The organism is Kitasatospora setae KM-6054, from assembly GCF_000269985.1.
GTDB classification, from domain to species: Bacteria; Actinomycetota; Actinomycetes; order Streptomycetales; family Streptomycetaceae; genus Kitasatospora; species Kitasatospora setae.
In genome coordinates, this window is sequence record NC_016109.1 from 886,408 (window position 1) to 898,654 (window position 12,247).

Annotated in this window: 9 protein-coding genes; 2 read left to right on the forward strand and 7 right to left on the reverse strand. The window is 76.0% G+C overall.

From position 1 onward, the window contains the following. Window positions 1-23 precede the first annotated feature (23 nt). Complete coding sequence (locus tag KSE_RS03850) at window positions 24-728, forward strand: LamG domain-containing protein (RefSeq protein WP_033259035.1); 705 nt, start codon at window positions 24-26, stop codon at window positions 726-728. 55 nt (window positions 729-783) lie between these two features. Here KSE_RS03850 and KSE_RS03855 read toward each other — a convergent pair whose 3' ends face one another. From KSE_RS03855 to KSE_RS03865, 3 genes are all read right to left on the reverse strand, one after another. Beyond that, on the reverse strand, window positions 784-2,049 hold the full coding sequence (locus tag KSE_RS03855) for a hypothetical protein (protein ID WP_014133960.1): 1,266 nt from the start codon (window positions 2,047-2,049) through the stop codon (window positions 784-786). Next, on the reverse strand, window positions 2,042-3,580 hold the full coding sequence (locus KSE_RS03860; protein WP_014133961.1) for an alkaline phosphatase D family protein: 1,539 nt from the start codon (window positions 3,578-3,580) through the stop codon (window positions 2,042-2,044). Before KSE_RS03860 ends, KSE_RS03855 begins: the two co-directional genes overlap by 8 nt. Before the next feature lie 147 nt (window positions 3,581-3,727). Then, on the reverse strand, window positions 3,728-5,680 hold the full coding sequence (locus KSE_RS03865; RefSeq protein ID WP_014133962.1) for a serine hydrolase domain-containing protein: 1,953 nt from the start codon (window positions 5,678-5,680) through the stop codon (window positions 3,728-3,730). Between the two features lie 117 nt (window positions 5,681-5,797). Between KSE_RS03865 and KSE_RS03870 the strand changes: the two genes are divergently transcribed. Continuing rightward, window positions 5,798-7,603: a histidine kinase gene (locus KSE_RS03870; protein ID WP_148283054.1), complete on the forward strand. Its 1,806-nt coding sequence runs from the start codon at window positions 5,798-5,800 to the stop codon at window positions 7,601-7,603. Between the two features lie 7 nt (window positions 7,604-7,610). Here KSE_RS03870 and KSE_RS03875 read toward each other — a convergent pair whose 3' ends face one another. The 4 genes from KSE_RS03875 to KSE_RS03890 form a co-directional block, all read right to left on the reverse strand. Next, window positions 7,611-8,231: a response regulator transcription factor gene (locus tag KSE_RS03875; RefSeq protein ID WP_014133964.1), complete on the reverse strand. Its 621-nt coding sequence runs from the start codon at window positions 8,229-8,231 to the stop codon at window positions 7,611-7,613. 103 nt (window positions 8,232-8,334) lie between these two features. Next, window positions 8,335-10,398 carry an alpha-galactosidase gene (locus tag KSE_RS03880; protein ID WP_014133965.1) on the reverse strand — a complete coding sequence of 688 codons (2,064 nt, stop codon included), beginning with the start codon at window positions 10,396-10,398 and terminating at the stop codon, window positions 8,335-8,337. A 251-nt stretch (window positions 10,399-10,649) separates the two neighbouring features. After that, a complete protein-coding gene (locus tag KSE_RS03885; protein WP_014133966.1) occupies window positions 10,650-11,240 on the reverse strand; it encodes an NlpC/P60 family protein in 591 nt (196 codons plus the stop codon). A 53-nt stretch (window positions 11,241-11,293) separates the two neighbouring features. After that, window positions 11,294-12,109, reverse strand: coding sequence for a glycoside hydrolase family 25 protein (locus tag KSE_RS03890; protein WP_014133967.1), 816 nt, complete (start codon window positions 12,107-12,109; stop codon window positions 11,294-11,296). Between the last annotated feature and the right edge of the window lie 138 nt (window positions 12,110-12,247).

Here is a 12,247-nt window from a genome sequence, read left to right on the forward strand (position 1 = left end):
GCGTATCCCAGGAGCGTGCAGCCGTGAGCAGTCCCACTCCCCCGCAGTCGCCCGTCGTGTTCGACGCGCCCTTCTCGGACCGTTCGCAGTGGGCGGCCGGCGTCTCGTCGGCGTACCCGCCGAACGGGCGGAATCCGGGGGACGACAAGCTGGACCACCTGGTGCCGGGCTACGGGCCGGACGGGGACAGGTTCACCGCGCTGCGGGAGAGTTCGCGCAGTTGGCGGACGCCGCTGGTGACGACGGAGGGCACGGCGGGCGGGTTCGAGCTGCGGCCGGGCGACCGGCTGGAGGCGAGCTGCCAGGTGCTGGCGGACCAGGGGGTCTGGCCGGCGATCTGGACCTGGGGGCGGGACGTCGGGCCGGGGCGTCCGCAGCCGGGGCACGGCGAGGTGGACGTGCTGGAGTACCACGACGACCATCCGGGGCTGCTGGAGCTGAGCAACCACGTCCGCCCGGGCGATCCGGCGTACCTGGACGGGCTGGTGGCGCCGGGCCGGTGGTTCGACGTCGCCTGCGTGTTCGGCGCGGACTCGGTGCGCTGGGAGCTGGACGGCCGCGAGGTGTACGCGGACGGGCGGGGCGTCGGCCCGGACTGGCGGGCCTGGATCATCGTGAACCTGTCGGTGTCGGCCGGCCGCCGCTACCACCGCCGTCCGCGCGCCAACTCCCGCCGCCTGTCCTGGCGTTGCCGCGACCTGGCGGTCCGGCGCTCCGGCGGGGCCTGAGCCCCGCCGGAGCGCCGGGGAGGGCCGAGGGCGGCGGGCGCCGGGCGGCGGGCGCTCACCAGTCGGAGTTGCTCGCCCCCAGTCCGAGCAGCACCTGGTCGAAGCCGTTGCCGTCGCTGTCGTCGGTGTAGGACAGCGCGAGCGTGCCGAACGGCGAGGAGGCGACCGCGAGTTGCTCCTGCCGCCCGGTGCCGGTCTGGCTGACGGACTGGGCGGGCAGCCGGCCGGCGAAGGTGCCGTCGGGGTTGAGGCCGCGGGCCCACACGGCGGGGTCGGTGCCGGTGGTGTTCCAGCCGACGACGGCGTGGCGCTGGTCGTCGACGCCGATGCTCGGGGTGCCCGCGCCGGTGCCGGTGGAGATCTCGGTCTCGGCGGAGCCGGGGGTGCCGACGGCGGTGAAGGAGCGGGCCCAGACGCCGCGGGTACCGGTGTGGTCGGACTCCCAGGCGACCGCGAAGTCGCCGTTGAAGTCGGCTGCGACGGCGGCGTGTCGCTGCTGTCCGCCGCCGAGGCTGTTGGCGCTGCGGCGGGTCAGGGTGACGGCGCCGTTGGCCTTGGCGAGCTTGACCAGGCCGATCTGGTAGTAGCCGTTGCCGTCGGTGTCCTCGTCCCAGACCACGACGGCGTCGCCGGAGGCGGAGGTGGCGACGTCGGGGTTGTGGTGGGCGCCGCCGGTGGCGTTGACGGTGACCTCGTACGCCTTGGTGGCGGTCCCGGTGTACCCGGCGGCCTTCACGGTGGCGGCCGCGCTGCCCTGGACGTCCTCCCAGACGACGGTGAACGCGACGGCGGTGGTGCTGCCGGGCGCGCCGTCCGGGTCGACGGCGACTCGCGGGTGGATCTGCTGGCCGTCGGTGTTCGCGTTGGCCCGGCCGGAGCCGAGGACGCTGCCGGTCGGGGAGAGCACCCGGTAGGCGATGTTGTCGTAGCCGTTGCCGTCCGGGTCCTCGGCCCAGACGACGACGGCGTTGCCGCGGTCGTCGAGGCCGACGTCGGGCTGGAGGTGGCGCCAGGCGGTGCCGGCGGTGCCGCCGGCCGAGAGCTTCTGCTCGTAGGCCGGGGTGCCGTTGTGGTAGGTCCGGATCCAGACGTCGGTGTGGGCGTCGTCGGCGGGGTCGGTGGTGTCGCGGTCGTCCTCCCAGACCACGGCGGTGTCGCCGATCCGGTTGGCGGCGATCGCGGAGGTGTCCTGGTCCCCGGTGGCGGTGCTGTTGGCGGTGGTCCAGGTGGTGGGGCCGGCCGCCGAGGCGGGGGCGGCCAGGGCGAGCAGCGCGGCGAGGCCGGTGGCGGCGGCGGTGGCGAGGAGGGCGGTCTTACGCATCGGCCAGTCCCGGTTGTCCGTCGTGGAGGTGGAAGGTGCGGGCGGTGGTGGCCGCCGCGCCGTGCTCGGTGACGGTCGCCACCGAGCGGAAGTCGGCGGTGATCTGCGCGGGGGTGATCCGGGTGCGGACGTAGCCGCGCCGGTCGGAGTAGAAGCGCAGGTGCGGGTTGAGCGCGCCGTTCGGGACGGCCGTGGCGGCGCTGCCGTTGCCGCCGCTGGTGATCGAGGTGCAGACCAGTTCGGAGCCGATGGTGGCCGAGGACGGGTCGGCGTAGTCGGCCTTCAGGTCGTTGCCCCAGGAGGCGTGCACGTCGCCGGTGAGGACGACGGGGTTGCGCACGGCCCGGTCGACGATGCCCTGCTGGATCCGGGCCCGGCTGGCCCGGTAGCCGTCCCAGGCGTCCATGTTCATCGCGCCGGCCGCGTTGACGTTGCGGGCGAAGAACACCTGCTGGCCGATCAGGTCCCAGGTGCCGAGGCGCTGGCCGAGCCCGTCGAGCAGCCACGCCTCCTGGGCGCTGCCGGTGATCGTCCGGGTGGCCAGGTCGGCGTCGGCGCAGACCTTGCTGCCGTCGCCGCACGCCTGGTCGTCGCGGAACTGGCGGGTGTCGAGCATGTGGAAGGTGGCGAGGGTGCCCCAGCGGACCCGGCGGTAGAGCTGGATGCTGTTGCCGGCGGGCGCGGCGGCGGCGCGCAGCGGCATGTTCTCGTAGTACGCCTGGTAGGCGGCGGTGCGCCGGGCCGTCCACTGGGCGGCGGTCAGCACGGGGCTGTTGTCGGCGCGGACCGTGCCCGCGTAGTTGTTCTCGACCTCGTGGTCGTCCGGGACGACCAGCCAGGGCGCGATCGCGTGCGCGGCCTGGAGGTCCGGGTCGGTGCGGTAGAGCGCGTGGCGGCGGCGGTAGTCGGCCAGCGAGACGGTCTCGCCGCCGAGGTGCTGGCGCACGCCGCCGGTGCCGGCGCCGCCCTCGTAGATGTAGTCGCCCAGGTGCAGGATCAGGTCGGGGCGGTCGTCGGCCATCCGCCGGTAGGCGGTGTAGTAGCCGCTCTCGTAGTGGGCGCAGGAGGCGAAGGCCATCGTGAAGTCGCGCCCGACCGTGGTCGGGGCGGGCGCGGTCCGGGTCCGGCCGACCGGGGAGACGAACCCCTGGGCGCGGAACCGGTAGTAGTACTCGGCGTCGGGGGCGAGGCCGCCGGCCAGCACGTGCACCGAGTGGGCCTGGGCGTAGCGGGCGGTGACCGTGCCGGAGCCGGCCAGGGTGGCGAAGGTCTCGCTGGTGGAGACCTGCCAGTCGACGGCGACGTCGGCGTTGGGCATGCCGCCCTGGCCGTCCGCGTCGGTCGGGCTGGGGGCCAGCCTGGTCCACAGCACCACGCTGCTCTCGTCCGGTTCCCCGGAGGCGACGCCGAGCGTGAACGGGAAGGGGGTGGCGGCGGCCGAGATCTGCGCTGCCGCGCCGAGTTGGAGCGCGGCGGCGCCCGCGGTGGTGAGCCCGCCTAGCAGGAAGATGCGGCGACTGAGGTTGCTCATGACCGGCCATCGTCACGGACCGAGGTGAACTCCCGCCCCCTCGGCGGGAGTCCGCCAAGTGACGTGGCAGCGGCTTGAGTTGCCACGCTCTCCGCACTCTTGGGCCGCAGCCCCCGCCGCCTGCTCGGGCCTTCGCCACCGCCCTCCTCAGCCCAGCAGGGTGCCGAGCGGGCCGGCGATCAGGTGGTAGTCGGCGAGGAAGGCGGTGAACGCGGCGGCGGCCGTCGCGGTGGCGGTCATCGCGATCCGGCCGGGCAGCCGCCACCAGCCGCGCAGCCAGCCCGCGGTGGCGCCGGCGGTGACGGCGAGGGCGGCGGGCGGGAGTGCGGCGCCCCACCAGGTGGGGGCGAGGGCGAGCGGGGTGCCGAGCGGGACGGCCTCCATCATCGCGTTGCCGTCGGCGACCAGGGCCAGCAACGCGGTCAGGAACCCGGCGGCGAGCAGTCCGGTGACGGCGGCGGCGGCCCGGGCGGCGCGGGCCGGGAGCGGGTGGGCGGGGCAGCGGCGCAGCCGGCGGGTGAGCGCGGTGGCGGGGACGGCGACGGCCGCGCCGAGCAGGACGGCGAGGGCGGCGCCGAGGACGGCGAGCCGGGGGCCGGGCCGCTCGCACCATCCGAGGCGGCGGTAGGCGGTGGAGGCGTTGTCGGAGGCGGTGAGCACCCCGTCCCGGAAGGCGATCCGGGCCTGCCCGTCGCGTTCCAGGTACTGGCCGTCGCCGAGCGGCCGCCAGTACTGGACGGGGGTGCGGGGGTCGGGCGAGAGCCCTTCGGTGCGCAGCAGCCCGGCGTCCGCGGTGGTGACGGTGACGGCGCCGAACAGTTCCTCGGTGCGCATCATGCTGTCCCGGCTGCCCCGGGCGGCCAGGTACGTCCCGGCGTACCGCCCGCCGCCGTCCACGGGTCCGGTGTCGCCGCCGGTGACCGCGGCCGCGCCGGGGAGGGTGTCGACGATCGCCCGGATCAGCTGTTTGCCGTCCCAGCCGGCCGTGCCGTCGGTGCCGTCGCCGTTGTAGACCACGTACACGCCGAGGTGCTGTTCGGGCAGGACCAGCAGGTTGCCGTGGAAGCCGGGCAGGTCGCCGTCCTTGAACCAGCCGGTGAAGCCGTCGCGGGTCCAGCCCTCGTAGGCCCAGCCCAGGCCGGGCAGCCGGGGGTGCTGCCGGTAGTGGGTGGTCTGCATCAGGCGGGCGGCGGGGCCGGGGGCGAGCTGGTCGCGCAGCCAGCGGGCCATGTCGGCGGCGGTGGTGAGGCCGCCGGGTCCGCTGGGCGTCCAGGGGCCGTACTGGCCGTGCTCCTCCGTCCAGTCGGCCGCGCCGTCGGGGCGGTAGCCGCGGGCGGGGGTGAGCGCGGCGGGGTGCGGCTGGGCGAAGGAGGTGCGGGTCATCCCGAGCGGCCCGAGGACGGTGTCGTGGAGGTGCTCGGCGTACGGCTTGCCGGCGACCCGCTCGACCACCAGGCCGGCCAGCGCGGCGCCGTAGTTGTCGTACGCGGCGAGGGTGCCGGGCGGGCGGACCCGGGCCGGGCGGTGCGCGGCGAGGCTGTCGGCGAGGGTGGGGATCCCGTCGGGGGTGGCCGAGTTGACGCCGACCAGGTCGCTGTCGAAGCCGGCCGTGTGGGTGAGCAGCCGGTCGGTGGTGACGGGACGGCCGGGGTAGGTGTCGGGGATCCGGTTGGCGGGCGGCAGGTAGCGGTTGACGTCGGCGTCGGGGTCGATCCGGCCGGCCGCGACCAGGTCGGCGGCGGCCTGCGCGGTGAACAGCTTGGCCAGCGAGCCGAGGTAGAAACCGGTCCGCTCGGGGTCGACGGGGGTCCGCGCGGCGGTGTCGGCGAGCCCGTAGCCGCGCAGCAGCACCTCGTCGCCGCGGACCACGGCGACGGCCGCGCCGGGGATCCGGTCGCGCCGCAGCTGCTCGGCGACGGTGCGGTCGACCAGCGCCCCGAGGTCGGCGACCGAGGCGACCGAAGCGGGCGCGACGGAGGACGGCACAGCCGACGCGGGCGCGACAGAGGCCGGCACAACCGAGGCGGGCGCGGCGGCGCAGGCGAGCGGCAGCAGGGCGGCGAGAGCGAGCCCGAGCGGGGCGGGGCGGGAACCGTTCATGGCTCGATCCTTCGCCCCGCCGGGGGTGCGGCGGCAGTGCGCGGTGCACCGGCCGACGTGCATTTTGCACATCACCAGGCCGACCCCCGCCCCGCCCCACCGGGCACAATGGCCCGCATGCGCGGGGGAGATCACGGGGACGAGGGGCCGCCGGGGCCGGTGGTGCTGTCACTGGTACTGCTGGGGGCGATGTTCGGGATGGCGTCGCCCGCGGACGGCGGGTGGTGGCCGGAGCCGGTGGCGTGGGTGGCGTTCGGGGTGCAGGCGGTGCACTGCCTGCCGTGGACGGCCCGGCTGCGCGGGGCGTGGACGCTGGCGGCGCAGCTGCTGCTGGCGCCGTGGTCGGGCGTGCCGGGGTTCGCGGCGGCGTCGGTGCTGCTGCTGGTCCGCCGTCCGGTGCCGCGCTGGGTGCTGTTCGCGCTGGTGGTGGCGGGGGCGGGGGCGCTCGCGGCGGACAGTCCGTACGGGGCGGCGAACGGGGCGGGCAACGCGCTCGCCCAGGGGCTGACGGTGTACGCGCTGACCCGGCTGTTCCACCGGTACGCCGAACTGCACGCCGCGCTGGACCGGTTGGCGTCCGCGCGGGTGGCCGAGGAACGGCGGCGGGCGGCCCGCGCCCTGGACGCGGCGCTGGGCGTGCCGCTGGCGGCGGTGCTGCGGCTGGCGGCCGCGGGCGACGCGGCGGGGGTGGCGGCGACGGCGCGGCGGGCGGCGGCCGGGGTGCGGCGGGCCCCGGAGCCGACCGCCGGGCCGACCGAAGCGCACGGCCCGGACGGCGCCGACGGCGGCGACGGCCCGGACAGCGCGGACGGCCCGGACAGCGCGGACGGCCCGGACGGCGGTCCGCTGCCCGCGCCGGTGCTGCCGGTGCTGCCGGTGCTGCTGGCGGTGCACGCGGGCTATCTGGCCGTCGGCGTGGTCTACCTGGCGGAGTCCCGCCTCCCCCCGTTCGAACTGGCAGCGGCCCTGGGCGCGCTGGCGGTCGTGACGGGCCTTCAGGTGCGGCATTCGCTGCCCCGCCCGCCCGGGGTGCGCCCGGCGGGGTACGGGTGGACGTGGGCGCTGCAGTGCGTGGTGGCGGTGGCGGTGCTGTTCGGTCCGGGCGGCCCGCATCCGCAACTGCCGGCGTTCGCGGCCGCGTCGGCGCTGGTGCTGCTGCCGCCCGCCGCCGGGTGGCCGGTGCTGGCGGGGGCGGTGGTCGCGGCGGGGTGGGTGAGCGGCGCGGCGGCGGTGGACGTGGTGACCATCGCGCTGGTCTGCTACGGGCTGGCGCTGCTGACCGCGATGGTGCGGTCGGTCCGGGAGGCGCGGCGGGCGCTGGCCGAGCTGGCGGTGGCCCGGGAGCGGCGGCGGATCGCCCGGGACGTGCACGACCTGCTGGGTTCGGGCCTGGCCGCCGTCGCGGTGACCGCCGAACTCGCCGTCCGGCACCCGTCCGCCGGGCACCTGGCCCGGGCCGCCGGGCTCGCCGAACGGACCCTGGGCGAGCTGCGGGCCGTCCCGGCGGACGCGGCCGCGCTCGACCTGGACGGCGAACTCGCCGCCGCCGAGGCCCTGTTGGCGGCGGCCGGGATCGGTCTGCGGCGGACCGGCGAGGTCCGGCAGGTCCGGCCGGCGGACCGCCCGCTGCTGGCCGCCGTCCTGCGCGAGGGCACCACCAACGTGCTGCGGCACAGCCGGGCCACCCGCTGCGAACTCGACCTGGGCGCGCACGGCCTGCGCCTGGCCAACGACAACGCCCTTCCACCGCAAGGCCGTTCCGGGGCCGCGGGGTCGGGCAGCGGCACGCCCAACCTGACCGCCCGGGCGGCCGCCCGGCGGGCCGGTTTCGCCTCCGCGCCCGACGGCAACGGCGGCTGGGCGATCGAACTCTCGCTTCCCGCCAGCGCGTTGGCCAACTCACAGACAGAGCTGACGAAATGACGGACCGTCAGACTTCCGGGTGCGGCAGCCATCCCGCCTCGCGGGCGATCCGGACGGCGTCCAGGCGGGTCCGGGCGTCGAGCTTGAGCTGGGCGGCGGCCAGGTAGTTGCGGACCGTGCCGGCCGACAGGTGCAGGCGTCGGGCGATCTCGCGGGGCTCGCAGCCGTCCGCCGCGAGGGCCAGCGCCTGGGCCTCGCGCGCGGTGAGCGGGCTGGCGGGGGCGGTGAGGGCGCGGGCGGCCAGGTCGGGGTCGATCGCGCTGCCGCCGGCGGCGACGCGGCGGATCGCGTCGGCGAGCCGTTCCGGCGGCGCGTCCTTGGGCATGAAGCCGGCCGCTCCGGCGGCCAGCGCGGCCCGCAGCACCTCGACCCGGCGGTGCGCGGTGAGGATCAGCACCCGGCAGCCGGGCAGGACGTCGCGCAGCGCGGCGGTCCCGGCGATCCCGTCGGCGCCGGGCAGGTCGACGTCCAGCACCGCGACGTCCGGCCGGTGGGCGAGCGCGGTGGGCACGATCCGGTCGCCGTGGCCGGTCTCGGCGACCACCTCGATGTCGCCGGCCTCGGCGAGCAGCGCCCGCAGCGCGCCGCGCACCAGGCGCATGTCCTCGGCCAGCAGCACTCTCACCACGTCGACGCCCCCCGCGACCCGAACTCCCCGTACACCGTGCGAGCCCAGGATAAGCGGGCACCGCCGCCCGTCGGACGGCGGTGCCCGCCGGCTTCCCGGGTCCTCAGCCCAGGTTCCAGCGCTGGATCGCGCCCGGGGTGGCCGGGTCGGTGCGCACCTCGGCGCCGGGCGCGTTGGCGGCGGCGGTCAGGCGCAGGCCGGTGGCGGCGTTGGTGACGGTCAGGTAGTGGGTGGTCGGGTCCTGGGCGAGCCGCCACTCCTGCCAGGGGTTTCCGGGGCTGGGCGGCAGCAGGTAGGCGGGGTCGCCGGGGTTGTTGCCGGCGGCGAGCACGCTGCCCTCCAGGGCGGTGCCGGTGCAGGCGGAGGTGATCCGGACGGTGCCGTCGGGGTTGCCGGTGAACCGCCACTGCTCGGACGGTTCGCCGGGGACGACGCCGCCGAGCACGGCCCGGCTGGTGATCGGCGCGGTGCAGCCGTCGCCGGCCCGCAGGACGCCGCCGGTCTCGGCGCCGGCCAGCGGGTGGGCGCGGCCGTCGTCGACGAAGCCGAGCGGCCCGGTGGCGGGGGCTCCGGCGGTGATCCGGTAGAGCCGGGAGGCGTGCGGGGCGAGGGTGGCGCCGAGCTGGTCGCCGAGCGCGGTGCGCTCGCCGCTCCACACCTCGGTGGCGGTCTGCTCGCCGGCCAGCCCGAGCGCGGCGGAAGTCACGCTGACGGTACGGGAGTTGGCGGGGTCCTGGTTGACCAGCAGGACGGCGGTCGAGCCGTCCGCGAGGGCGCGCCGGAGCACCAGCGGGGCGGTGGCGGAGGTGGGCGGGGTGCCGACCAGGGTGGCGGGGGTGCCGGCCGGGTCCTGGTCGATGGCGATCATGCCGGGGTTCTTGAGCGCGGCGAGCGCGCTGTCGGTGATGCCGGTGGACCAGCTGACGCCTTCCCCACTGCGCTGCGCCTGCTGGGTGGTGCGCAGGTCGGCGCCGGAGATCAGCGGGGCGGCGGTCATCGCGAGGATGCCGAGCTCGGTGCGGTTCTCGTCGTCGGTGAAGGGCTTGTGGCACTCGCAGGTGTCGGTGGTCCCCCACAGGCCGTACGGGTCCTGCCAGCCGGCGAAGCTCATGTCGAGGTCGTGCCAGCTGCCGGGCCGGACGTTGCCCCGGTACTCCAGCGCGGTCCTCAACTGCCCTTGGTACAGGACCCCGTTGAGGTCGCTGTTGCGGTCGCCGCCGATCCGGCACAGGTGGGCGACCTGCCCGCACCACACGCCGGTGGGCGCGTAGCCGGGGGCCTGGTACTTCGGCGTCCCGGCGGCCAGCACGACCGGGTCGGTGCGGGCGGGGTCGTTCGGGTCGAGCAGGTAGGGCAGTCCGGTGTGCACGGGCTGCGCGGAGACCGACAGCGTGACCTTTCCGCGGCCCTGGGCGGCGGACGCGGCGTCCAGGGCGCGCTGGAAGGTCTGGACGCGGGCGTAGATGGAGCGGGTGAGCTCCTTGCCGACGCCCTGGGTGCCGTAGTCGTGGCCGTCCGGGCCGGTGATGGCGGGGCCGTAGGGGCAGTCGTCGTACTTGACGAAGTCGACGCCCCAGGAGACGAAGTCGGCGGTGTCGGTGCCCTCGTGGCCGAGACTGCCGGGGTGCATCTGGCAGGTGAGGTAGGTGTCGGTGGCGTAGAGGCCGAACTTCATGCCCTTGCTGTGGGCGTAGTTCGCGAGGTACTCGATGCCGTTGACGGTCTTCCCGTTCCACTGCTGGGACGGGAAGGTGTCGGGCCGGGGGATCAGGTGGCCGCTGGTGGGGTCGTTCCCGGTGCCGTCGGTGCCGCTGACCGGGTTCCCGGCGTCGTCGTAGAGCTGCATCGCGCCGCCGGTGCCGCGCACGATGTCGTCGGTCTGGTCGGTGCGGTGCCAGAGCGACCAGCCGTCGTCGACGGTGACGGTGTCGTAGCCGGCGGCGACCAGTCCGTTGGCGGACATGAAGTCGATGGTCTCGACGATCTCCTGCTGGCTGATGTCGGGACCGAAGGTGTTCCAGGAGTTCCAGCCCATCGGCGGGGTGGCGGCGAGGCCGTTGCCGAGCGCGGCGGCGGGGGTCGGGGCGGCGAGGCCGGCGGCGGTCAGCGCGGGGGCGGCCAGGGCCAGCGCGGCGAACGCGCGGACCAGGCGGCGTGGGGAGCCCATCCGGTGCTTCTCCTCGGAGGTGTGACGCGGCGCGCCCCGGTGTGGGCCGGGGGCCGCGCGGTCGGGTGGGGGACGGCCGGGCGGGTGCAGGTCCGCCCGACCGCAGGCGAGTGTAATGTCACATGCGACACCGCAGAAGCCCGTTCCCCCGCCACCACCGAAGTGCTATCCCCGGCACACCCGCGCGCCCCCGCTCCCCGGCCCCCGCACCCCGCACCCCGCGCTCGCCAACTGGTCAGTCGGTCAGTCGGTCAGTCGGAGAGGTTGACCGGGCGGTAGGCCGCGTAGCCGTCGCCCTTCTCCAGGCCGTAGGTGTGCTCGGTGTGCCGGGTGCCGACGTGGCCGGCCTGCTCGTAGGCGAGGTAGGAGTTCCTGCCGTCCTTCCAGCCGTCGAAGATGACCACGTGGCGCTCGTTGGAACTGCTGCTGTTCGCCTTGATCACCAGGTCTCCCCGGCGCAGCTCGGACATCTTGATCGGCTTGGTCCAGCCGTCGTTCTTCAGCGCCACCGTGTTCGGACCGGGCTTGGGCAGCCCCAGCGTCATCGACACGAAGCCGGAGCAGTCCTGCCGGTAGCCGTCCTTCCAGGTCTTCTCCTGGCTGTAGGGCACCTTCTCCTTCAGCCAGACCTCGGCCCGGCGGATCTCCTCGTCGCGGCTGATCTTCGGGGCGGCCACCCGCGGCCGCGGACCGTCGGCGGTGGCAGCGTCCGTCGTGCTGACGGCGGCGGGTCGGTCGAACGCGGCGGCCGGGGCCGGGACGGCGAGGGTGAGCGAGCCGAGCAGGGCGGTGGCGGCCAGGGCGGGGACGGTCCAGCGGAGGGTGCGGCGGTTGCGGTTCACGGCGGTGTTCCCTTTCGGACGGAAGGTGTGCGGGGCGGAGGAACGGGTGACGGTCAGTCGAGGTGGGCGAGGCGGCGCAGCGCGGCGCGGTCGCCGTGGAAGACGTCGGCGTCCATCGGCAGGCCGGCGGTGCCCGGCACCTTGGTCTGCTCGCTGTACTGCCAGAAGTCCCAGCCGGTGGCGCCCGGCAGCGGGCGGGGCTCGGTGGTGCTGTAGCGGGCGAGCCAGGCGGGGTGGGCGCTGAGGTCCTTCGTGCCGCCGAGGCAGTCGTCGACGACGTCGCGGCGGGTGTAGACGACGGGCGCGCTGCCGGTGGCCCGCTCGACCCGCTGGAGGAAGGCTTTGACCTGGGCGATTTCCAGCCGGTGGCCGTCCCGTTCGCACTCCTCCAGGTCGAGCGCGGGCGGCAGTTCGCCGGGCTTGGCTCCGGTGTGGCCGGCCGCGTGGAGCGTGTCGAGGAAGTGCTCGGCCTGGGCGGCGCCGTCCTGGCCGGCCTGGAAGTAGTGGTAGGCGCCGTGGATCAGCCCGGCCGTGCGGGCCCCGGCCAGGTCGCGGGAGAACCAGCCGTCCCGGCCGGTGCGGCCGTCGGTGGCCTTGAGGTAGACGAAGTCCTGCCCGCCCCGGACGACGGCCGGCCAGTCGTAGGGCCGGTCCCCGGCGTCCTTCGTCTCGTGGTTGTGGTGCGAGCTGTCGAAGCCGCGCACCTGGTAGGTCTGCGGCCCGCCGGCGGCTCCGGCGGTGCCGGCGGCCGGGAGGAGTCCGGGCAGTGCCAGCGCGCAGGCAGTGGCGAGGACGGCGGCCGCCCGGAGCGGGGCCCGGCGGTGCGGCCGGGAGCGGCCGGCCCGGGCGGGGCGGGGGAAGGGCTTCATGGCGGTTCTCCTTCAGGCGTTCGAGCGTTCGGACGTTCAGGCGCTCGGGCACTCGGGCGTCCGAGTGGCGCGCCCCGGAACCGGACGGCCGACAGGCGGCCTGGCGGTGGGGGGCGGGTGGTGACGGAGCGTCGGGTC